The sequence below is a fragment of the Actinomadura rayongensis genome, assembly GCF_009831215.1.
GTDB classification, from domain to species: domain Bacteria; phylum Actinomycetota; class Actinomycetes; order Streptosporangiales; family Streptosporangiaceae; genus Spirillospora; species Spirillospora rayongensis.
In genome coordinates this window covers 1197423-1220486 of record NZ_WUTW01000001.1, presented here as the reverse complement: position 1 = coordinate 1220486, position 23064 = coordinate 1197423, and the positions used below count along the sequence as shown (strand labels likewise).

The 23064-nt window shown below is 73.0% G+C and carries 11 protein-coding genes; 1 reads left to right on the top strand and 10 read right to left on the bottom strand.

Annotated elements, in window-relative coordinates; translation table 11 throughout:
- Window positions 1-319: 319 nt before the first annotated feature.
- Together GQ466_RS05720 and GQ466_RS05715 are read right to left on the bottom strand one after the other, a co-directional pair.
- Window positions 320-634, bottom strand: a complete 315-nt coding sequence (locus GQ466_RS05720; RefSeq protein ID WP_161101668.1) for a DUF2469 family protein — start codon at window positions 632-634, stop codon at window positions 320-322.
- A gap of 1149 nt (window positions 635-1783) precedes the next feature.
- Window positions 1784-2167, bottom strand: a complete 384-nt coding sequence (locus tag GQ466_RS05715; RefSeq protein WP_161101667.1) for a winged helix-turn-helix transcriptional regulator — start codon at window positions 2165-2167, stop codon at window positions 1784-1786.
- A 101-nt stretch (window positions 2168-2268) separates the two neighbouring features.
- Here GQ466_RS05715 and GQ466_RS05710 point away from each other — a divergent pair, with 101 nt between their 5' ends.
- Window positions 2269-2919 (top strand): NAD(P)-dependent oxidoreductase, encoded by a 651-nt coding sequence (locus tag GQ466_RS05710; RefSeq protein ID WP_161101666.1) that lies wholly within the window; start codon window positions 2269-2271, stop codon window positions 2917-2919.
- 49 nt (window positions 2920-2968) lie between these two features.
- Here GQ466_RS05710 and GQ466_RS05705 read toward each other — a convergent pair whose 3' ends face one another.
- The 8 genes from GQ466_RS05705 to GQ466_RS05670 form a co-directional block, all read right to left on the bottom strand.
- Entirely contained in the window at window positions 2969-4438 is a 1470-nt protein-coding gene (locus GQ466_RS05705; protein ID WP_161101665.1) for an MFS transporter, read from the bottom strand.
- A gap of 168 nt (window positions 4439-4606) precedes the next feature.
- Entirely contained in the window at window positions 4607-4864 is a 258-nt protein-coding gene (locus GQ466_RS32225; RefSeq protein ID WP_202419980.1) for a ferredoxin, read from the bottom strand.
- A complete protein-coding gene (locus tag GQ466_RS05695) occupies window positions 4861-6063 on the bottom strand; it encodes a cytochrome P450 (RefSeq protein ID WP_161101664.1) in 1203 nt (400 codons plus the stop codon). The genes GQ466_RS32225 and GQ466_RS05695 overlap by 4 nt, the downstream gene beginning before the upstream one ends.
- A 26-nt stretch (window positions 6064-6089) precedes the next feature.
- Window positions 6090-6446: a nuclear transport factor 2 family protein gene (locus GQ466_RS05690; protein ID WP_161101663.1), complete on the bottom strand. Its 357-nt coding sequence runs from the start codon at window positions 6444-6446 to the stop codon at window positions 6090-6092.
- Between the two features lie 31 nt (window positions 6447-6477).
- The gene (locus GQ466_RS05685) at window positions 6478-7695 is read right to left on the bottom strand and encodes a cytochrome P450 family protein (protein WP_202419979.1); all 1218 of its coding nucleotides are present in this window, start codon (window positions 7693-7695) and stop codon (window positions 6478-6480) included.
- Entirely contained in the window at window positions 7680-11567 is a 3888-nt protein-coding gene (locus tag GQ466_RS05680; RefSeq protein ID WP_161101662.1) for a type I polyketide synthase, read from the bottom strand. Before GQ466_RS05680 ends, GQ466_RS05685 begins: the two co-directional genes overlap by 16 nt.
- A gap of 31 nt (window positions 11568-11598) precedes the next feature.
- Window positions 11599-20043, bottom strand: coding sequence for a type I polyketide synthase (locus GQ466_RS31345; RefSeq protein ID WP_237417599.1), 8445 nt, complete (start codon window positions 20041-20043; stop codon window positions 11599-11601).
- A 36-nt stretch (window positions 20044-20079) separates the two neighbouring features.
- A partial coding sequence (locus GQ466_RS05670) for a type I polyketide synthase (RefSeq protein WP_161101661.1) occupies window positions 20080-23064 on the bottom strand: 2985 nt, incomplete at its 5' end.

The window sequence follows — 23064 nt, the reverse complement described above, 5'->3', positions numbered from 1 at the left end:
CAGAACGTGAAGGCCCTTTCACTCACCCCACCACAGCTGTCCCAACTAAGGCTCGTTGCCCGACCGCCTCCACCCGACCAAGAGCAGACCCCCAAAGCCTTGTTCCGCGAGCACCGCCAAGCCGACAGGGAGGTAAACGGCCTAGCGACATCTGACCTCGTGCTCGTCCGGTCCGGCCAAGCCCTGCCGGACTGAAGGGTGACCGGCCTCGGGGTGGGTTCGCGGGTGCGCGCGCGTACGGCGAGGAGGGTCTTGGCGTTGGCGTTGGGGCGCTTAGTGTCCGCCGGGAGGTGGGGGTGGACTTGGGGCCTGTGGCGGGTCAGTCGGTGGATGGGAGTTCGAAGTCGCTCTTGGCGATCTCTTCGACGTTGACGTCCTTGAAGGTGACTACGCGGACGTTCTTGACGAAGCGTGCTGGGCGGTACATGTCCCAGACCCAGGCGTCCTGCATCGCTACCTCGAAGAAAACCTCGCCGTTGTCGGTGTTGCGGACCTGTAGGTCCACCGAGTTGGTCAAGTAGAAGCGGCGCTCCGTCTCGACCACATAGCTGAACAAGCCCACCACGTCGCGGTACTCGCGGTAGAGCTGCAGCTCCATCTCGGTTTCGTACTTCTCAAGGTCTTCAGCAGACACACTTACCTCCTGGGAGAGCGTACAAGGCCGCTCTCCCAGGGATCCTGCCCTCCAGCAGTCTTCCTACATCTCGTGGGGTGGTCGGGCCGCGCGGAGCTTGGTTTCGGGTCGGATCTTGGCTCTGTGGGAGGCGTCTTGTCCGTGATGCCAGGGCTTGTGTGGGCGGTGGCGCGGCCGGGTGCCTGGTCAGGGGCACCTGCAGCGCCGGTTCGGCTGGCGTTGCGTTGGAGGGTGTTGCTCCCGTGTGCGCGCTTTCTGGTGTCAGGGAGCTGCGTGGGCTGGAATGCGGGGCCGCAACGTGTCCTCCGCGCTCCATAGCCGTGCGAGTCGTCCGGACGTGGGGCTGGAGGTGTTCTGCCGTCCGGTTCCCTTGCCTGGCTCCGCGCTTCGCGGGTGTTCGCCTCGGCTGTGCTCTTCGCGGGTGCGCTCATCGACTGTTCGGCCAGGGCCGTCGCGGCGGCCGGGGGCGGGTTTGCAGACGGTGCGAGATCGGGCTGGCAGGGAAAGCACCTTCTGGCAGACCCGTGAAAGCGGTCTGACGTTTTCTCGGCGGGTGACCTGGGAGTTCCGGTACAGGGTTTTTGGGGGTTTCTGCGTAGCTCGGGGTTGCGTAGCATCGGCGCACGTTCCCTTGCCCTTGCGGTTCTGGGTGGAACGGCCCCATCTAGAGAGGGCGCGGGATCCGAGGCTTTCTGTCCCGTCGCGAACAGAGCGTGGTTCGACTGCCACCCACTGCTTGGCGGAGCTACGAGTGTCCGTCCGCCACGCATTGACGGATTTATTGTCGCCCGCTCGCGGTGCCGCCTTCTCGGCGAGCTGGTCTTTTCGCTCCAGTGTCCGTGGCATTGCTGCGGGGGTCCGAGAAACTGCACGAACGTTCCGGACTCGCCGGGTGACCTCGTGCACGCGCTCGGAGGTCGCCTCGGTGCGGCCTGCGCCTGCGGTGGGAGTGGGGCATGGTCAGCCAGCGGCTCAGCTTGGTCGTCGTGTAGCGATGACGCGGTGCCGGGGCGCGGACGTCAGAGTTCGTCGTGCCGTCCGCCGGGGCGGTGCGCGGTGTGGCCGGTGTGTGCTGCGGCCAGTGGTTGTCGGGGGCGCGCCCGGGGATGGCTGGGTTGCCATGTTGTGGGACGGGGTGACGGGTGGGCGTCAGCTCGCGTTGAGGTCGCGGAGGTCGCCCTCGGCCTCCATCCGGGCGCGCAGCAGCTCGTGCACGTGGGCGTCGACCCATTTGCACCAGACCTCGCGGGGTTCGCGCAGGGAGCGGCCCAGCTCGGTCAGCTCGTATTCGACGCGCGGCGGCATGCCGGGATATGCGATACGCGTGATCATTCCGTCACGTTCCAAGGCGCGCAGCGACTCGGCGAGCACCTTGGGCGTGATCCCCTTCAGCGGGATTTGCAGTTCGGAGTACCGGCGTCGGCCGTCTTCGAGGCACAGGAGGATCTTGCCCATCCACTTGTTGCGGAACCGGATGGGCAAATCAATGTCGCTGCATCCGTCGAACATGGCTGGATCAAGCGGCTCGGTCACCCTCCGAGCCTACACGACTATCGTTGCGGAAACTAGGGCGCCCGGAACTACCGTTCGTCCGGCAGCCCTTCTGATGAGGGCTTTTCGGACGGAGGTTTTTCATGAGCAGGATTGTCGTCTTCGGGGCCGGCGGCCGGGCCGGCCGGCGCGTGGTCGCCGAGGCCGCCGGGCGGGGTCACGAGGTCACCGCGGTCGTGCGGGACCACGCCGCGCATGAGGATCTGGCCGGGGAGAACGTCACGGTCGTGTCCGGGAACGCCCTGGACGCCGAACGCATCGCGGAGGTGTCGGCGGGGCACGACGCCGCCGTCCAGGCCGCCTACCAGCAGGACCTACCGGTGGAGGAGTTCTTCCCGGACTCGGCGCGCGCCCTGCTGCGCGGCCTCGGCGAGAGCGGGGTGCGGCGGCTCGTGCTCGTCGGGATCGGCACCAACCTGGAGGCGGAGCCGGGCCTGCTCGTCCAGGACACGCCCGGCTTCCCCCCGGAGGCGCGCGCGTTCTCGCTCGGCCATCTGGCGGAACTGGAGGTGCTGCGCGCCGCCGACACCGAGATCGACTGGCTCGTCCTCGCGCCGCCGCCGGTCGCGCTGGACACCGAGGCGGAGGCGACCGGGAAGTACCGGATCGGCGACGAGCGGGCGCTGCCTGTGGTCGAGGGCGCGCCGGTGTTCTCCTACGCGGACCTGGCGGTCGCGCTGATCGACGAGATCGAGTCCCCCAAGCACCATCGGGGGATCGTCGCGATCGGCTGAGGCCGTCGGCGCGCGGAAGCGGGGCCGTCGGCGCGGCCCCGCTTTCGCGCTACTCCTTGCGGGGCAGTTTCGTGTTGACGGCGACGACGGCGATCAGGGCCCCGGCGATCGCGATGGCCGCGCTCCACCGGGACGACAGGATGAACCCGTGGATGGACGCGGCGACCGCGTCTCCGCGTCCGTCGCGGACGAAGGCCGCCGCCGCGCTGACGGAGATGGTGTTGAGCAGCGCCGCGCCGACCGAGCCGCCCGCCTGCTGCATCGTGTTGACGATGGCCGCGACGACGCCGGAGTCGCGCGCGTCGGCCTCGGCCATGACGGTCGCCACGATCGGGACGGTGAGGATGCCGACGCCGATGCCCATCAGCGCCATCGGCGGGAAGATGTCGACCCAGTACGACGAGCCGACCGTCAGCCGGGTGACCAGCAGCAGCGCCACCGCGTACAGGACGAGCCCGAGCGCCATCATGACGCCGGGCCGCAGCCGGGTGACGAGCCGCCGCCCGATCTGAGTGGACGACACCACCGCGGTGCCGACGAAGCCGATGAACGCGAACCCGGCCTTCATCGGCGAGTAGTTCAGCACCGTCTGGAGCTGGTAGGTCATCCCGAGCATCATGCCGAACGTGCAGAACGCCGAGATCATCATGGCGAGGAAGGACGCCGAACTGCTCCGGTGCAGGACGACGCGCAGCGGCAGCAGCGGGCTCGCCGTGCGCGCCTGCCAGGCCGCGAAGGCGGCGATGAGCGCCGCCCCGGCGATCAGGGCGCCGATGGTCTTCCCCGAGTCCCAGCCCGACTCGCCCGCCTCGGCGAGCCCGTAGATGAGGCCCACCATCCCGACCGTGACCAGGACGGCGCCCGGGATGTCGAGTTTGAGGCCGGGGTGCCGGGGCGGGCTGGCCACGGTGAACAGCGTCCCGAGCGCCACGACCGCGGCGATCGGGATGTTGACGTACATGCACCAGCGCCAGCTCAGATAGTCGGTGAGCGCGCCGCCGACGATCAGGCCGACGCCGCCGCCGGCCATCGCGGTCGCGGCGTAGACGCCGAGCGCCCGGCCGCGTTGGCGCGGCTCGGTGAACGTGGTGCTGATCAACGCGAGCGCGGACGGCGCGATGAGGGCCGCGAACGCGCCCTGGAGCGCGCGGGCGCCGACGAACATCGCGGCGTTCACCGCGGCGCCCGCGACGCCCGAGACGACGGCGAACCCGATCGCGCCGATGATCAGCGCGCGTTTGCGGCCGATCAGGTCGCCGAGACGGCCGTTGAGCAGCAGGAGGCTGCCGAAGGCCACCGTGTAGCCGGTGACCGTCCAGGCCCGCGCCGCGTTGGTGAGCCCGACGTCGGGCTGGAGGGTCGGCAGCGCCACCGACACGATCGTCGAGTCCAGGGTGATCATCAACTGGGCCATCGCGAGCGGAATCAGCGCGAGCGCGATGCCGGCCGGTTTCCCGGGTTCCTGCGCCGCGGCGCCGGTCTCCGTATCGGTGCCGGTGTCGGGGGGCGAATTCGTCATCGCCAATTTCCTTTACGAATCGACTTCTCGGACGAACCGCGGGACGAAAGGAAAGGGACCCCCGTCCGCGACCGCATGCCGAGACGCTAACTCGCAGGACCACAGTTCCCGCAACGATAGTGCGGCGCCGGCGCCGCGATTGCCCAGATCAGTGCTGTTTTGCCGCTATCACCCGCCGTCCGCGTCGTCGGGCGCGATCACCGTGCCCGTCCCGGCCTGCCGGACGGTGATGGCGAGCGCGGGGCAGTTGAGGGCCGCGTCGACGATCAGGTCGTCGGCGGGGACCCCGTTCTCCCGGACGGCGCGGGCACGGCCCGACTCGATCCGGAACAGCCCGGGCACGGTGCCCGCGCACACCCCGGACCCGATGCACACGGCCCGGTCGACCTCGACGTCCCACGGCCCGGCGGTCACGTCCGCGCTCACCAGTCGACCACCAGCCCGGCCGGTCCCCGCAGCGTCACGCCGGAGCGCCAGGGGATCTCCTGGTCGGGCACCAGCCGCAGGCCGGGGAACCGTTCCACCAGCCCGTGGATCATGACCTGGAGCTGGGTGCGGGCGAGCTGGGAGCCGAGGCAGTGGTGAATGCCGTGGCTGAAGGCGAGGTGCGGGTTGTTCGCGCGGGTGAAGTCGAGGCGGTCCGGGTCCTCGAAGACCGATTCGTCCCGGTTGGCCGCCATCAGGGACGCGAGGACGGTCTCCCCCGCGCGCACGAGCGTCCCGCCCAGCTCGACGTCCACGACCGCCCGGCGCGGGAACATCGCCGAGACCGTGAACGGGGTGTGCCGCAGCATTTCCTCGACGGCCGGTTCCACGAGGTCCGGACGTTCTTTGAGCTGCCGGAAATGCTCGGGCAGCGTGAGCAGGAGATAGGCGGAGTTGGCCATCATGTTGGTGGTGGTGCCGATGCCCGCCAGCAGCACCGACCAGGCCAGGCCGATGACGTCCTTCTCCGTCAGCGGGTCCTCGCCGTCCTGCGACTCGACGAGGACGGTCATCAGGTCCTCGCCCGGCTCCTCCCGCTTGCGCGCGGCCAGTTCGCCGAGGTAGGCGCGCAGCTCGGCGTCGGCGCGCGCGATGTCCTCCGGCGTGGTCCCCGCCGACGCCGTGGACGCGAGCGTCACGCCCCACTGGTGGAACGCGTGGCGGTCCGCGAAGTCCGCGCCGAGCAGTTCGCAGATGACCATCGTGGGCATGCCGCGGAACAGCGACTCGAACAGGTCGGCCGGGCCGCCCTTGTCGCGCAGCTCGTCGAACAGGTCGTCGGCGATGGCCTGGATCCGCGGCCGGAGCCGTTCCATGCGGCGCTGGGAGAACGCGCGGGACACGACGCGGCGCAGCCTCGTGTGGACCGGGGGGTCGAGGTTCAGCAGCGTGTCGGGACGGTGGGTGTAGGCGAGGACCCGCGCCTCGTCCTCGCCGAGGGCCTGCTGCCGGCTGAACCGGGTGTCGGACAGCATGCTCTTGACGTCCTCGTACCGCGTGACGAGCCAGGTCGGCTCGCCGAACGGCAGCTGGACGCGCGTCAGGCCGTCCCGGGCGCGCGCCTCGGCGTAGCCGGGGTCGAACTCCAGGCGCTCGACCTTGTTGAACGGGTAGTTCAGGGGTTCGGGGAGAGCGGTCATGGGGGACCTCCTGCGTGGGTGGGCGGTCACTCCTTGCTGAAGACGTCCTTGACGACGATCTTTCCGTCGCGCAGCTTGAAGACGTCCACGAAGCGGCGGATCTCGGTGCCGTCGGCCTGGTTGACGGTCGCGGCGAGGTAGACCCAGTCCTCGTCGCCGGCGACGGCCTCGACGGCCTCGCTGTAGTTGACCGTGACGCCCTGCGCGTTGAACTGGTGGAGCAGGTCGATCTGCTGGACGAGGTAGGGCTCGATCGCGTCGCCCTGGTAGACCTTGCCGGCCGGGTCGATCCAGACGCCGCCGTCGGCGAACAGGCCGAGGGCGGTCTCCAGGTCGGACTTCTCGCTGGCCTCGATGAACAGTTCGACGATCTTCTTGGACATTCCTTGCTCCTTCGGTGACGGGGTCGTGCGGTCAGGACAGGCGGACGGGAAGCCGTTCCAGCCCCCGGAACTGCGCGCTGTACTTCCAGCGCAGCTCGGCGGCGGGGACGGCCAGTTCCCAGGTCGCGAAGCGGGTGACGAGCCGGCGGAAGACGATGTCGCCCTCCATGCGGGCCAGCGGGGCGCCGATGCAGTGGTGGATGCCGTGGCCGAACGACAGGTGGCTCCGGCCGGTGCGGGTGACGTCGAACCGGTCGGGGTCCTCGAACGCGGCGGGGTCGCGGTTGGCGGCCAGCAGCGCGACGAAGACGATCTCGCCGGCGGGGATCGTCACGTCGCCGACCTCGACGGGATCGGCCGTGTAGCGGATCGTGGACATGTTGAGCGGGCTCTCGTAGCGGAGGAACTCCTCGACCGCGCCGGGCACGAGACCGGGGTCGCGGCGCAGCAGCTCACGCTGGCCGGGGTTGCGCAGCAGGGCCAGCGCGCCGCTGCCGATCATGTGGGCCGTCGTCTCGTAGCCGGCGTTCATCAGCAGGAACGTGGACGACAGCAGCTCGTCGTCGGCGATCCGGCCGCCGTCGTCCTGGGCGGCGATGAGCGCGGAGACGATGTCGTCGCCGGGGTCGCGGCGCTTCTCGGCGATGAGGTCGGTGAGGTAGGCGAACGTCCGCCGGTGCGCCTCGACCTTCTCGGCGGCGGTGGTGTGCAGGCTGGCCAGCGTGCCGTTCCACTCCCGGAAGTCGTCGTGCCGTTCCTGCGGGACGCCGAGGAGGCGGCCGATGACGTAGGTCGGCAATGCCATCGCGATCCGCTCGACGAGGTCGAATTCCTCGCCGGGCGGGACGGCGTCGAGAAGGCCGTCGGTGGCTTCCTCGATCCACGGGCGCAGCCGCTCGACGCGGCGCATCGTAAAAACGTTGCCGAGCAGTTTGCGCAGGCGCGTGTGGTCGGGCGGGTCGCTGAAAAGCATGCTGCGCGGGGTCCGGGCGATGGTGTCGGCGGGGTTGACGGCGTTGGCGGTCATGACCTCGCGGAGCCGTTCGACGTCCTTGCCGAGCCGGGGGTCGGCCAGCAGGGACCGCGCGTCCTCGAAACCGGTCACCACCCACGCGTTCAGTTCGGTGGCGAGCGTTTTCACGACGTGTTTGCGCACGCCGGGGTCCGCGCGCATCTCGGTGTAGCGCAGATGCGGGTCCTGGGCGAATTCCCAGCTCAGCAGGTCGACGTCGCTCACAGTGTCGGACAAGGCGCGTTCCTTTCCGCCGTTCCGGACGGGACGGGCCGCCCGGTCAGCCACCGGGCGACCGCCTCGGCGGTGGCGTCCGCGTGGTCTTCGATCATGGTCGTGTGGCTGCCCGGCACCGGGACGGCGTGCTGCGGCAGCGGCCAGCTCGCCGTGCTTCCGTCTGCGGTGACGAGCAGGGTCGGTGCGGTGATCTCCTGCGGCGTCCAGTCCGCGAACAGGGCGAGGTAGCGGCCCATCGCGGCGAGTTTCGCGTCGTCGACGAGGCCGAGCAGTTCCTCTTTGCCGACGAGTTCGCGGTAGATCCTGCTCTGGAGTTCGGCCATTCCCGGGTCGCCGGGGACGTAGGTGTCCAGCAGGACGACGTTCTCCGGCCCGTTTCCCGCGCGTTCCAGAGCGTGGGCGACCGCGTGGGCGAGCCAGCCGCCGGACGAATATCCGACGAGCGTGAAGGGATTGGTCCCGGCGGTCCGCCGGACCGCCTCGGTGTGGATCTCGATCGCGTTTTCCAGGGTTTCGGGAAGGTGTTCGCCCGGGCGGTATCCGGTAGGGGCTAGCGCGGTGACGTCCCTGGCGTCCCGGAACGTCCCGGCGAAGCGCGCGTACTGGTAGGGGGTGGCGGGAGCCACGAGGGACGGCAGGCAGACGAGGCCGGGCGCGGCCCCCCTTGCGAGGCGCACGGGCTCCGGCGGCCCGGCCGACGCGGGTTCGCGCAGGTCGGCGGCTGCGGCGAGCAGGTCCAGGCCCTGCGTGATCCGGCCCGCCGCGCACGCCCGGGCGAACATCGCGACGAGCGGCGCGTCGCCGCTCGGGCGATCCCGGTCGGCCAGGCCTTGGTCGAGCTGTTCGGTGACGTGTCGGGTGAGGGCGGGGACGGTCGGGTGGTCGAAGATCTCGGCGGTGCGCAGGCGGAGGCCGGTGGCCTTGTTGAGCCGGGTGCGCAGTTCGGCGGCGGTGAGGGAGGTCAGGCCCAGGTCGCCGAACGCCCGTCCGGTGTCGAGGTCGGCGGCGGTGAGGCCGAGGACTGCGGTGAGCGCGGCGCGGACGCGGTCCTCGACCAGCCGCGCGCGGTCGGCGGCGGTGAGATCGGGGGCGTGTAGTGCGGGGGTCTCTTCCTCGGTGTCGAGTGCGGGCTTGGGGCGCGGACGGTTCGCCGGTGTGTCGAGCCAGTAGCGGCGGCGTTGGAAGGCGTAGGTGGGCAGGTCGACGGGCTGGGGCGCGGCGTCGGCGAAGTACGCCGTCCAGTCGGGCGCGGCGCCGCGGACGTGCAGTGCGGCGAGGGCCGTGAGCGCGGCGCGGGGCTCGTCGCGGTCGGCGCGCAGGACGGGGACGGCGAGGATGCGTTCCGGGTCGTCCGTGCACTCGGCCGCCAGGCCGGACAGGACGGCGTCGGGACCCAGTTCCAGGAGGGTCGTGACGTTCTCGTCCTCCAGGGTGCGGACGGCGTCGAGGAACCGGACGGGTTCGCGGACGTGCCGGACCCAGTAGTCCGCCGAGCCGATCTCGTCCGGATCGGCGAGCCGCCCGGTCACCGCTGACACCAGCGGTATCGCGGGCCGGTCGAACGCGATGCCTTTCAATGCGTTCTGGAACTCCGCCAGCATCGGGTCCATCAGCGGGGAATGGAACGCGTGGCTGACTGTCAGCCGTTTCACCCGGCGGCCCTCGGCGCGCAGGCTTTCTTCGATTTCCGCGATGACCGTCTCGTCGCCTGAGAGCACGACCGCCGCAGGCCCGTTCACCGCCGCGACGCCGACCCGGTCACGGCCTTCCAGAAGGGCCGCGATCTCGTGCTCGCCCGCCGCGACGGCCAGCATCGCGCCGCCTGCGGGCAACTGCTGCATCAGTTCGCCGCGTGCGACGACCAGCCGGACGGCGTCGTCCACGCCGATGATCCCCGCGACATGGGCGGCGGCGATTTCGCCGATCGAATGGCCCGCCACGAAATCGGGCCGGGCTCCCCACGACTCGACCAGGCGGAACAGCGCGACCTCGACGGCGAACAGCGCCGGTTGGGTGAACCGGGTCTCCCCCAGCTCGTCGCCGGAAGCGATCACCTCGCGCAGGGAGCGGCCGAGCAGCGGGTCCGCCCGTTCGCACACGTCGTCCAGGGCTGCCGCGAAGACCGGGAACGTCTCGGCGAGCCGTTCGCCCATGCCGGCGCGCTGGGAGCCCTGGCCGGTGAACACAATGCCGAGCCGGCCGTCGACCACGGATCCCGACACGATGTTCGGTGCGGCCTCGTCCGATGCCAGGGCGCCGAGCCCGGCCAGGAGTTCCGGACGGTCCGCGCCCACGACGACGGCGCGGTGCTCGAACGCGGTCCGCCGGTTCGCCAGGGACCAGCCGACATCGACCGGTCGGACGTCGTGCGCGGTGACGAACTCGGCGAGGCGCGCCGCCTGCGCACGGACCGCCGACTCCGTCCGGCCGGACACCGCCCACGGGATCAGGGCGGGCGCGTCGCCCGCGACGGCGTCGGGTTCGGCGGGTTCGCCCTGCTCCAACACGACGTGGGCGTTGGTTCCGCTGACGCCGAACGCCGACACCGCGCACCGCCGAGCGGTCCCGGTCTCGGGCCACTCCTGCGCTTCGGCGAGGAGTTCGACGGATCCGGCAGACCAGTCCACATGCGGGGTCGGCTCGTCCACGTGAAGCGTCCGCGGCAGGACGCCGTGCCGCATCGCCATCACCATTTTGATCACGCCTGCCACACCGGCGGCGGCCTGGGTGTGACCGATGTTCGACTTCACCGATCCCAGCCACAGCGGACGATCCGCCCGCCCCTGCCCATAGGTCGCCAGCAGGGCTTCGGCCTCGATCGGATCGCCCAACGTCGTTCCGGTGCCGTGTGCTTCCACCGCGTCGATGTCGGCGGTGTCCAGTCCGGCGTTGGCGAGCGCTTGGCGGATCACGCGCTGCTGCGACGGGCCGTTGGGCGCGGTCAGGCCGTTGGACGCGCCGTCCTGGTTGACCGCCGAGCCGCGCACGACCGCCAGGATCTGGTGGCCCAGGCGCCGCGCGTCCGACAACCGTTCCACCAGCAGGAGCCCGGCGCCCTCGCCCCAGCCGGTGCCGTCGGCCGACGCCGCGAACGCCTTGCAGCGGCCGTCCGCGGCGAGCCCGCCCTGTCGGCTGAACTCGATGAACCCCGCGGGCGACGCCATGATCGTCACCCCGCCCGCGAAGGCCAGATCGCATTCGCCCGACCGGAGCGCCTGGACCGCCAGGTGGAGAGCGACCAGCGAGGACGAGCAGGCCGTGTCCACGGTCAGCGCCGGGCCGATCAACCCCAGCTGGTACGCGATCCGGCCCGAGGCGACGCTCGCCGCGTTGCCGGTGAGCACGAAGCCCTCGACCTCGTCGGGTGCGGTCGTGAGCAGGTGCAGCGGGTGGTCCTGGCCGTTGCCGCCGACGAACACGCCCGTCCGGCTGCCGCGCAGGGACGCCGGGTCGATCCCCGCCCGTTCCACCGTCTCCCACGCGATCTCCAGCAGCAGCCGCTGCTGCGGGTCCATCGCGAGCGCCTCACGCGGCGAGATGCCGAAGAAGCCCGCGTCGAACTCGGTCGCGTCGTAGACGAAACCGCCTTCCTTGGTGTTCGTCCGCCCGGGCGCGGCGGGATCGGGATCGTAGAGGTCGGCGGGCCAGCCCCGGTCCGCGGGGAAGGACGCGACCGCGTCGCCGCCGTCGGCGACGAGCCGCCACAGGTCCTCCGGGGACCGGACGCCGCCGGGAAAGCGGCACGCCATCGCGACGACCGCGACGGGCTCGACCGTCGCCGCGACGAGCCGCCGGTTCTGCTCCTTCAGCCGTTCGATCTCCTTGAGCGACGATCGCAGGGCCTGGACGTACTGGTCGGTGGACGCGGTCATGGTGTCTCCCTTCGCACGGCGTGCGTCGTCATCAGGCCCCCGAGCCTTCGATGGCGAGCTTCAGCAGGCTCTCCTCGTCCAGCTCGTCGATGGCGGACGGCGCTCCGGCGTCCGGCGCGGCGGTGCGCGGGTCGGTCTCCGGGTCGGCGTCGGCGAGCTGGAGGACCATGTCCAGCAGGCCCGCCCGGCGGAACCGGCTGACCGGGATGCTCGTGAGGATCCGGCGGATCCGGGTCTCCTCGTCGCTCTCGGGCGGCCCGTCCGGCAGGACGCGGGTCCCGAGGTAGTCGGCGAGGGCGTCCGGGGTCGGGTGGTCGAAGGCGAGGGTCGTGGGCAGCGGCAGGCCGGTCGCGGCGCGGAGCCGGTTGCGCAGCTCGACGGCGGTCAGCGAGTCGAACCCGAGCGCCTGGAACTCCCGGCCGCCGTCGACGAGCCGGGCGTCGGGATGCCCGAGCACCGCCGCGACCTGCGTGCGGACGAGGTCGGCGAGGACGCGGCGGCTCTCGTCGCGGGCGAGGCCGGCGAGCCGGGTCCGCAGGTCAGGGCCGCCGTCGCCGCCGCCGAGCGTCACGGCCGCGCGGCGCACGACCATCGGGCCCGCGACGCCGCGCAGCAGCGGCGGAAGGTTCGCGCCCTGCGCGCGCAGCGCCCGGACGTCCAGCCGCGCGGGCGCGAGGACGGCCCGGGACGACGCCGTGGCCGCGTCGAACAGGGCCATGCCCGCGTCGTCGGCCAGCGGCTGGATCCCGGCCCTCGCCATGCGGCGGAAGTCGGCCTCGGCCAGGCCGCCGAGCATCCCGCCGGCCCGTCCCCACAGGCCCCAGGCGAGGGACACGGCGGGGAGGCAGCGGGCGCGGCGGTGCTCGGCGAGCGCGTCCAGGAACGCGTTGGCCGCCGCGTAGTTGCCCTGGCCGACGCCGCCCAGCAGGCCCGCGACCGAGGAGTAGAGGACGAACGCGGACAGGTCGCGGTCCCGGGTGAGTTCGTGCAGGTGCCACGCGGCGTCGACCTTGGGGCGGAAGACGGTGTCGAGGCGGTCGGCGGTGAGGGAGCCGAGCACGCCGTCGTCCAGCACGCCCGCCGTGTGGATCACGGCGGACAGCGGGACGTCGGCCAGGAGCGCGGCCAGTTCGTCCCGGTCGGCGACGTCGGCCGCCGCGATCGTCACCCGGGCGCCCAGCGCCGTCAGCTCGTCGCGAAGGTCCCCGGCGCCCGGTGCGTCCGGGCCGCGTCGGCTCACCAGCAGCAAGTCCCGCACGCCGTGTTCGGTCACCAGATGCCGTGCCGCGAGTGCGCCGAGCCCGCCGGTGCCGCCGGTGATCAGGACCGTGCCGTCGCCCCACTGCGGCGGGGTGCCGGGTTCCTCCGTCTCCCGCGCAAGGCGGGGGACGAGGATCGTCCCGGCACGGATCATCGTCTGCGGTTCGGCGACGGCGCGCAGGGCGCGGACGGAGCGGTCGTCGTCGTCCACGTCGGCCAGCGCGAACCGGCCGGGGTTCTCCGCCGCCGCGCTGCGCAGCAGGCCGTGGACGGCCGCGCCCGCCGGATCGGCGGCGGCGTTCCGGGTGACGACGAGGAGCCGCGCGTCCGCGAACTCCCCGGCGTCCAGCCAGGTCTTCGCCTGGTCGAGGACCGCGCCCGCCGCCCGGCGGACGTCCGCGGGAACGTCGCCGGACGCCGGTGCCGCGACGGGCAGAACCACAGTTTCGGGCACCTCCCGGCCGGCCGTCGCGGTGAGCAGCGCGCCGAGGTCGGCGTACGCGTCGGCGTCCAGCGCCGCGGCGAGCGCGGTGTCGCCGAGGACGGCCCAGTTCGCGGGTCCGGACGGCGCGGCGCTCTCGGACGCGGGCACCCAGTCGAGCCGGAACAATGTTCCGTTTCGGTCGGGGCGCGCCTCCTCGGGCGTGACCGCGCGCAGGCGGACCGATCCGGCCGTGACCACCGGCGTTCCGGTGTCGTCCGCCGCCGTCAGCCGGACCGTGTCCGGGCCGGCCGGTTCCAGCCGCAGGCGCAGCCGGGACGCGCCGGTCGCGAGCACGCTGACGTCGGTGAAGGCGGCGGGCAGCCCGCGCGGCAGGAGCGGCTGCGCGAGCCCGTCCCACAGCGCCGGGTGCAGTAGGTAGGACGCGGCGCCGGGCTGCTCGGCGTCCGGTTCCGGGAGCGCGAGTTCGGCGAAGGTCTCCTCGCCGCGCCGCCAGATCCGGCGGACGGCCGCGAAGGCGGGTCCGCGCCCGTGGCCCTGTTCGGCGGCGCGCGCGTAGAGGTCGTCCACGTCGGACTCGCGGGCGTCGGCCGGGGGCCACTCGGCGAGCGGCGCGGCCGTGGCCGGCGTCTCGGCGAGCAGGCCGGAGGCGTGGAGCGTCCAGGCGTCCCGGTCGTCGGTGCGGGAGTGGATCTCCACGGTGCGGCGGTCCGTCCCGTCCGCCGGGCCGACGACGACCTGGAGCCGGACGTCGCCCTGCTCGGGGACGGCGAGCGGCGCGGCCAGCGTGAGGTCTTCGACGCGGCCGTATCCGACCCGGTCGGCCGCGGTGACCGCCAGCTCCAGGAACACCGTGCCGGGGACGGTGATCGTGTCCAGGAGCGCGTGGTCGGCCAGCCAGGGATGGGTCTTGAGCGACACGCTGCCGGTGAGGACGAGGCCCTGGTCGGCGGCCAGTTCGACGGCCGCGCCGAGCAGGGGGTGGTCGACGTCGTTGAGTCCGGCGGCGGTCACGTCTGCGACGGCGCGGGGGCCGGGTTCGAGCCAGAACCGCTGCCGCTGGAAGGCGTAGGTGGGCAGGTCGACCCGTCGGCCGGCCGCGCAGACCTGCGGCCAGTTCACCGCGACGCCGTGGGTGAACGCTTGTCCCGCCGAGGACAGGAACGTGTCCCATCCGCCTTCGTCGCGGCGCAGCGACCCGATCGTCGCCACGGTCCGGTCGAGCGCTTCGGCGGTCTCCTGGATGCCGACGCCGAGGACGGGGTGGGAGCTGACCTCGATGAACGCCGAGAAGCCGTCCTGGATCAGGGCCGTGGTCGCGTCCTGGAAACGGACGGTCTGCCGCAGGTTCCGATACCAGTACGCGCCGTCCAACGGCGAGTCACCGAGCCAATCGGCCGTCACCGACGACAGCATCGGGATACGCAGCTTTTGAGGTTCGAGATCCCCTAGAACGGTCAGCAGATCGGTCTCGATGGCTTCCACCTGTGCGGAGTGGGAGGCGTAGTCGACCGGGAGGCGGCGGACGCGTGTCCCTTCGGACTCCAGCGCCGTCAAGACCGCTTCCAGCTCGGTGGGATCCCCGGCGACGACGACCGAGCCGGGGCCGTTGACGACCGCGATCTGCACCGACCCCGACAGCCGTTCCTGCACGTGATCGGCGGGCGACGCGACCGACGCCATCGCGCCGCGACCCGCCAGGACGGCCGCGATCAGCTGGCTGCGGAGGACCACCACGCGTGCCGCGTCCCGGAAGGTCAGCCCGCCCGCCACGCAGGCAGCGGCGATCTCGCCCTGCGAGTGACCGATGACGGCGTCCGGGGTGACGCCCAGCGACTCCCACAGGCGTGCGAGCGCGACCATGACCGCGAACGAGACCGGCTGCACGACGTCCACCCGATCCATCGACGGGGCATCCTCAACCTGGCGGATCACGTCCAGGACCGACCAGCCCGCGAACTCCTGCACGGCCGAAGAGATCTCGGCCAGCGCCTCGGCGAACACCGGGGACTGCTCCAGAAGGTCCGCGCCCATCCCCGCCCACTGCGCCCCCTGGCCCGGGAACACCCACGCCACGCGGCCGGTGGACGCGGCCGTGCGGACGGGCGTCGCACCCGACGCCAGCGCGTCCAGGCCCGCGAGCAGTTCCCGCCCGTCGGCGCCCGTCACGACGGCGCGATGGTCGAAGACCGACCGGCCCGACGCCAGCGACCACGCCACATCGACCGGCCGCAGCCCGTCGTCGGCGCGGACGAACGCGGCGAGACGCGACGCCTGCGCCCGGACCGCCGCCTCCGACCGCGCCGACACCACCCACGGCACGATCTCCGGCGCCTCGCCGGAGATCGGCGCGGCGTCCGGCTCGGCCTGTTCCAGGATCACGTGGGCGTTCGTCCCGCTGAACCCGAAGGACGAGACGCCCGCCCGGCGGGCGCGGCCCGTGTCGGGCCAGTCGCGCGGCTCGGTCAGCAGTTCGACGGCCCCGGCGGACCAGTCCACATGCGGCGTCGGCTCGTCCACGTGGAGCGTCCGCGGCAGGACGCCGTGCCGCATCGCCATCACCATCTTGATCACGCCCGCCACGCCGGACGCGTGCTGGCTGTGGCCGATGTTCGACTTCAGCGACCCGAGCCAGAGCGGACGGTCGTCCGCCCGGTCCCGCCCGTACGTCGCGAGCAGCGCCTCGGCCTCGATCGGGTCGCCGAGCGTGGTCCCGGTGCCGTGGGCCTCGACCGCGTCCACGTCCCCGGCGCCGAGACGCGCGTCGGCCAGCGCCTGCCGGATGACGCGCTGCTGCGACGGGCCGTTCGGCGCGGTGAGCCCGTTGGACGCGCCGTCCTGGTTCACCGCCGTCCCGCGCACCACCGCCAGGACGCGGTGGCCCCGGCGGCGCGCCTCCGACAGCCGCTCCACCAGCAGCAGCCCGACGCCTTCGGCGAAGTCCGTGCCGTCCGCCGACGCGGCGAACGCCTTGCAGCGGCCGTCCGGGGACAGGCCGCGCTGCCGGGAGAACTCGATGAACGAGCCGGGCGTGGACATGACCGTCACGCCGCCGGTCAGGGCCAGGTCGCACTCGCCCGACCGCAGGGCCCGCACCGCGAGGTGCAGCGCGACCAGTGACGACGAGCACGCGGTGTCGATGGTCAGGGCGGGGCCGGTGAACCCGAACTCGTAGGCGACGCGGCCGGACATGATGCTCGGCGCGTTGCCGGTCAGCAGCCGTCCCTCGACGCTCTCGGGGGCGTCCTGGAACTGCGGCCCGTACGCCTGCCAGGACGCGCCGACGAAGACGCCGGTCGGCGTGCCGCGCAGCGCGGCCGGGTCGATGCCCGCCCGTTCGAACGTCTCCCACGCCGTCTCCAGCAGGAGCCGCTGCTGCGGGTCCATCGCCAGCGCCTCGCGCGGCGAGATGCCGAAGAACGCCGGGTCGAACTCGCCCGCGTCGTGCAGGAACCCGCCCTCGCGCGTGTACGCCTTGCCGGAGCGCTCGGGGTCGGGGTCGTAGAGGGAGTCGACGTCCCAGCCGCGATCGCCGGGGAACGGCGTGACGGCGTCGACCCCGTCCGCGACCAGCCGCCACAGTTCCTCGGGAGACGTGGCGCCGCCGGGGTAGCGGCAGGACATGCCGACGATCGCGATCGGCTCGTCTTCGTCGGCCGTCCGCGCGACCGGGCCGTCCACGGCGGGGTCCGCCCCGGCCAGCAGGTGCTTCAGGTGCGCGGCGACGTCCCGGGTGGTCGGCGCGTCGAAGGCGAGCGTGGCGGGGAGCTTCAGGCCGGTCGCGGCGCCGAGGCGGGTGCGCAGCTCGACGGCGTTGGCGGAGGTGAGGCCGAGTTCGGCGAAGGCGCCGCCGGGGTCGAGGTCGCCGGGGTCGCCGTAGCCGAGCACGGCGGCGACGTACGGGCGGACGAACTCCAGCAGCGCCCGGTCCAGGTCGGCGCCCGCCAGGCCGGCGATCCGCTCGTGCAGCGCGGACGCCGGTTCGGGCTCCGGTTCCGCGGACGGGCCGTCGGGGACGTACGCCGTTCCCGTGCGCGCGGCGGTCTCGGGGGCGTCGAGCCAGTAGCGGCGGCGCTGGAAGGCGTAGGTGGGCAGGTCGACGGGGCGGGGTGCGGCGTCGGCGAAGTACGCCGTCCAGTCCGGCGCGATGCCGCGGACGTGCAGCGCGGCGAGCGCCGTGAGCGCGGCGGCGGGCTCGGCGCGGTCGGCGCGCAGGATGGGAACGGCGGACACGCGTCCGGGGTCGTCCACGCAGTCGGCCGCCAGGCCCGACAGGACGGCGTCGGGACCCAGCTCCAGCAGCGTGGTGACGCCTTCGGCTTCCAGCGTGCGGACGGCGTCCAGGAACCGGACGGGTTCGCGGACGTGCCGGACCCAGTACTCCACCGAACCGATCTCGTCCGGTTCCGCGAGCCGCCCGGTCACTGCCGACACCAGCGGAATCGCGGGCCGACCGAACGCGATGCCTTTCAGTGCGTTACGGAAGTCCGCCAGCATCGGGTCCATCAGCGGCGAATGGAACGCGTGGCTGACCGTCAGGCGCTTCACGCGGCGGCCCTCGGCGCGCAGGTTTGCCTCGATTTCCGCGATGACCGTCTCGTCACCCGAGAGCACGACCGCCGCAGGCCCGTTCACCGCCGCGATCCCGACCCGCTCACGGCCGTCCAGAAGGGCCGCGACCTCGTCCTCGCCCGCCTCCACGGCCAGCATCGCGCCGCCCGACGGCAACCGCTGCATCAGTTCACCGCGCGCGGCCACCAGCCGGACGGCGTCATCAAGCCCGATCAGCCCGGCCACATGCGCGGCCGAAATCTCGCCGATCGAATGGCCCGCCACGAAATCGGGCCGGAGCCTCCACGACTCGACCAGGCGGAACAACGCGACCTCGACGGCGAACAATGCCGGTTGGGTGAACCGGGTCTCCCCCAGCTCCGCGCCCGAAGCGATCACCTCGCGCAACGAGCGCCCCAGCAACGCGTCTGCCCGTTCGCACACCTCCTCGAGCGCCGCCGCGAACACCGGGAACGCGTCCGCCAGCCGCGCGCCCATCCCGGCGCGCTGGGAGCCCTGGCCGGTGAAGATGATGCCGAGCCGACCGTCGACCACCGATCCCGTGACGACGTTCGCCGCGGGACCGCCGGCCGCCAGGCTCTCCAGTCCGGCCCGGAGTTCGTCCCGGTCCGCGCCCACGACGACGGCGCGGTGCTCGAACGACGACCGCTCGGTGACGAGCGACCACGCCACGTCCACCGGGCGGACGCCGTCGTCCGCGAACGCGGCGAGCCGCGCCGCCTGGGCGCGCACCGCCGCCGCCGAGCGACCCGACACGACCCACGGCACAAGGGCCGGGGACGCCCCGGGCTCCGGCGCGGCGGGCGACGGCTCGGCCTGCTCCAGGATCACGTGGGTGTTGGTCCCGCTGATGCCGAACGCCGACACCGCGCACCGCCGGGGCCGGTCGGCGTCCGCCCGCCAGTCGCGCGCTTCGGTCAGCAGCTTCAGCGAACCGATCGACCAGTCCACGTGCGGGGTCGGCTCGTCCACGTGCAAGGTCTGCGGCAGGACGCCGTGCCGCATCGCCATCACCATCTTGATCACGCCCGCCACACCGGCAGCCGCCTGCGTGTGACCGATGTTCGACTTCAGCGACCCCAGCCACAGCGGACGGTCCTCCGCCCGCCCCTGCCCGTACGTCGCGAGCAGCGCCTCGGCCTCGATCGGGTCGCCCAGCCGGGTGCCGGTGCCATGGGCCTCGACCGCGTCCACGTCGGCCGCCGCGACCCGCGCGTTCGCGAGCGCCTGACGGATCACGCGCTGCTGCGACGGGCCGTTGGGCGCCGTCAGCCCGTTGGATGCGCCGTCCTGGTTCACCGCCGACCCGCGCACCACCGCCAGCACCCGGTGGCCCAGACGCCGCGCGTCCGACAACCGCTCCACCAGCAGCAGCCCGACGCCCTCGCCCCAGCCGGTGCCGTCCGCCGACGCGGCGAACGCCTTGCACCGCCCGTCCGCCGACAACCCGCGCTGCCGGGAGAACTCGATGAAACCGGCGGGCGTGGACATCACCGCGACGCCGCCGGCGAGGGCCGCCGAGCATTCGCCCGACCGCAGCGCCTGCACCGCGAGATGCAGCGCCACCAGCGACGACGAGCACGCCGTGTCCACCGTCACGGCCGGGCCGACGAACCCCATCTGGTAGGCGATCCGGCCCGACATGACGCTCAGCGTGCTGCCCGTCAGCAGGGTGCCCTCGACGATCCTCGGCGCGGCCTGGACGCGCGGCCCGTACTCCTGCGCCGTCGCGCCGATGAACACGCCGGTGTCGCCGCCGCGCAGCGTCGCGGGGTCGATGCCCGCGCGTTCGAAGGTCTCCCAGGCCGTCTCCAGCAGGAGCCGCTGCTGCGGGTCCATGGCCAGCGCCTCACGCGGCGAGATGCCGAAGAAGTCCGCGTCGAACTCGGCCGCGTCGTAGAGGAACCCGCCGTCCCGGGCGTAGGAGGTGCGGGACGTCTCCGGGTCGGGGTCGTAGAGGGTGTCCAGGTCCCAGCCGCGGTCGCCGGGGAACGGGGCGATCACGTCCCGGCCGTCCGCGACCAGGTCCCACAGGTCCTCCGGCGACCGGACGCCGCCGGGGAACCGGCACGCCATGCCGACGATCGCGATCGGCTCGCGTCCGCCGGACTCCATCTCCTCGATGCGCCGGTGCGCGCGGCGGAGGTCGGCGGTGACCCGCCGCAGATACTCGACGACCCGTTCCTGCTGCTGTTCCGGCATCACTGCACTTCCTCGTCGGGCTGGACGGGCGGGGGGCTACGAAAGGTTGAACTCCTCGTCGATGAGGTCGAGAAGGTCCTCGACGGGCGCGGTCGTGATGTCGTCGGCCGCGCCGGTTGGCTTCTTGCGCGCCGTCCCGCGCAGCCGCACGACGATCTGCTCCAGCCGGTCGGCGATCTCGTCGTGGTCGGAGATCCCGGCGGGCGCCGACCACAGCGACGCCTCCCACCGCGCGATCTCCTCGGCGGGCGAGGAGCCGCCGGTGGCGGGGAACTGGGCGGCGAGATGGCCCGCGACGGCGTGCGGGGTCGGGTGGTCGAAGACGAGCGCGGCTGGGAGGCGCAGCCCGGTCAGGGCGTTCAGCCGGTTCCGCAGCTCGACCGCCGTCAGCGAGTCGAAGCCGAGTTCCTTGAAGGCCCGGTCGCGGCCCACCGCGTCCCGTCCGGCGTGGCCGAGGACGGCGGCGGCCTCGGCCCGCACGAGATCGGTCAGGTGGTGGACGCGCTCGTCGGCGGTCAGGCCGGCGAGGCGTTCGGCGAGCGACGGGCCCGGCGCGGGACGGCCCGGCGCGGCGGTCCGGCGGGACGCGCCGTGGACGAGTCCGCGCAGGATCGCCGGGACCTCGCCGCGCGCCCGCAGCCCCGCGACGTCGACGTGGGCGGGCGCGGCGAGCGCCCCGTCCAGCGCCAGGGCGCGGTCGAACAGGTCGAGGCCGCGCCGCGACGGCAGCGGGACGATGCCGTCACGGGACAGGCGCCGCCGCTCCACCGCGCCGAGGTGGCCGGTCATCCCGCTGGACTCCGCCCAGAACCCCCAGGCGAGGGACGTCGCGGGCAGGCCCAGCGCGCGGCGGTGCTCGGCGAGGGCGTCCAGGAAGGTGTTCGCCGCCGCGTAGTTGGCCTGCCCGGCGGAGCCCAGCACGCCCGCGAACGAGGAGTAGAGGACGAACGCCGACAGGTCCGCGTCCCGGGTGAGCCGGTGCAGGTTCCAGGCCGCGTCGACCTTCGGGCGGAACACCGCGGCCAGGCGGTCGGGGGTGAGGGAGCCGAACACGCCGTCGTCCAGGACCCCGGCCGTGTGGACGACGGCCGTCAGCGGGCGGTCCTCCGGGATCGTCGCCAGGATCATCGACAACTCGTCGCGGTCGGCCACGTCGCCCGCCGCCACGGTCACGGTCGCGCCGAGGCCCCGCAGCTCGTCGCGCAGGTCCGCCGCGCCGGGCGCGTCCAGGCCCCGGCGGCTGACCAGCAGCAGGCTCCGCACGCCGTGCTCGGCGACGAGGTGCCGGGCGGTCAGCGCGCCGAGCCCGCCCGTCCCGCCGGTGATCAGGACGGTGCCGTCGGCGCGCCACGCCACCGGCTCGCCCGGCGCCGAGGCGCGCGCGACGCGCGGGACCAGCGCGGCGCCGCCGCGCAGCGCGAACTGCGGTTCGCCGGTCGCCACGGCCGCCGGGAACGCGTCCCACGACGCGTCGTCCACGTCCGCGAGGACGATCCGGCCGGGGTTCTCGGTCTGCGCGGTCCGCAGCAGGCCCCAGATCCCGGACGACGCCAGCTCCACCACGTCGGCGTCCGACGCGCGGACCGCGTTCCGGGTGACGACGACCAGGCGGGAGCCGGTGAACCTTTCCTCGGCCAGCCACTCCTGCACCAGCGCGAGGACGCCGGACGTCACCGACCGCACGTCCGAGGCGACGTCCCGCCCGGGAGCGGCGGGGGCCGCGGCGATCACCCAGGCGGGGACGGGGTCGGGCAGCGCCGCCAGGTTCTCGTGGCGGCGGGCGTCGGGGAGGCCGTCCAGGGAGCCCGCGCCGAGGACCGCGATCGCGGGCCGGTCGGCGGACGGCTCGCCGAGCGGCGCTGCGACCCAGGTGACCTGCAGCAACGCGTCGTCGGAGGTGGTCGCGGCGCGCTGGAGCGCCGTGATGTCGACGGGCCTGGAGAGCAGGGAACCGGCGGTGACGACGGGCGCGCCGGTCGCGTCGGCGGCGTGCAGGGCGTGGCCGTCGGTTCCGGTGGGGGTCAGGTGGACGCGCAGGTGGGTGGCGTTGGTGGCGTGGACTTGGACGTCGGACCAGGCGAACGGGAGGCTGAGGTCCCGGTCTTTTCCTGCGATGCCGGGGAGGAGCGGGTGGAGGGCGGCGTCCAGGAGGGCGGGGTGGACGGCGAACGCGTCCGCTGGTTCGTCCAGCGCCACTTCGGCGAAGATTTCGTCGCCGCGCTTCCACACGCGTTGGAGGCCCTGGAACGTCGGGCCGTAGTCGTAGCCGCGCTCGGCCACATGGGCGTAGTCGACGTCGAGTTCGATCGCGTCCGCCGGGGGCCACTGGGTCAGCGCGGGAGCGCTGTTCGGCTCCTGGGCCAGGACGCCGGACGCGTGCAGCGTCCACGGAGCGTCGGCGTCGTCGCGGGAGTGGATGGAGACCTCGCGGTGGCCGGTCTCCCCCACCGGGCCGACGACGACCTGGATCTGGACGTCCCCCTGCTCGGGGACGGCGAGCGGCGCGGAGAGCGTCAGGTCTTCGACGCGGGCGTATCCGGCGCGGTCGGCGGCGGTGATCGCCAGTTCCACGAACGCCGTGCCCGGCAGCAGGACGGTGCCCAGCACCGCGTGGTCCGCTAGCCACGGGTGCGTCTTGCGGGAGACGCTGCCGGTCAGGACAAGTCCGCCCTGGTCGCCGGCCAGTTCCACGACCGCGCCGAGCAGCGGGTGGTCGACCTGGCCGAGCCCGGCCGCCGTCACGTCGCCTGCGGTGCGGGCGGCGGGTTCGAGCCAGAACCGCTGCCGCTGGAACGCGTAGGTCGGGACGTCCGTCCACCGGCCGCCCGCGCAGGCCCGGGACCAGTCCACCGCGATGCCCCGGGTGAACGCTTCTCCCGCCGATGACAGGAACTTGTCCCAGCCGCCTTCGTCGCGGCGCAGCGACCCGACGGTCATGACGTTCCGGTCGAGCGCTTCGGCGGTCTCCTGGATGCCGACGCCGAGGACGGGGTGGGAGCTGACCTCGATGAACGCCGAGAA

Coding starts and splice junctions, on each gene's coding strand:
- GQ466_RS05710 (WP_161101666.1), top strand. CDS start 2,269: ATGAGCAGGATTGTCGTCTTCGGGGCCGGCGGCCGGGCCGGCCGGCGC.
- GQ466_RS05680 (WP_161101662.1), bottom strand. CDS start 11,567: ATGACCGCGTCCACCGACCAGTACGTCCAGGCCCTGCGATCGTCGCTC.
- GQ466_RS05695 (WP_161101664.1), bottom strand. CDS start 6,063: ATGACCGCTCTCCCCGAACCCCTGAACTACCCGTTCAACAAGGTCGAG.
- GQ466_RS05705 (WP_161101665.1), bottom strand. CDS start 4,438: ATGACGAATTCGCCCCCCGACACCGGCACCGATACGGAGACCGGCGCC.
- GQ466_RS05690 (WP_161101663.1), bottom strand. CDS start 6,446: ATGTCCAAGAAGATCGTCGAACTGTTCATCGAGGCCAGCGAGAAGTCC.
- GQ466_RS31345 (WP_237417599.1), bottom strand. CDS start 20,043: ATGCCGGAACAGCAGCAGGAACGGGTCGTCGAGTATCTGCGGCGGGTC.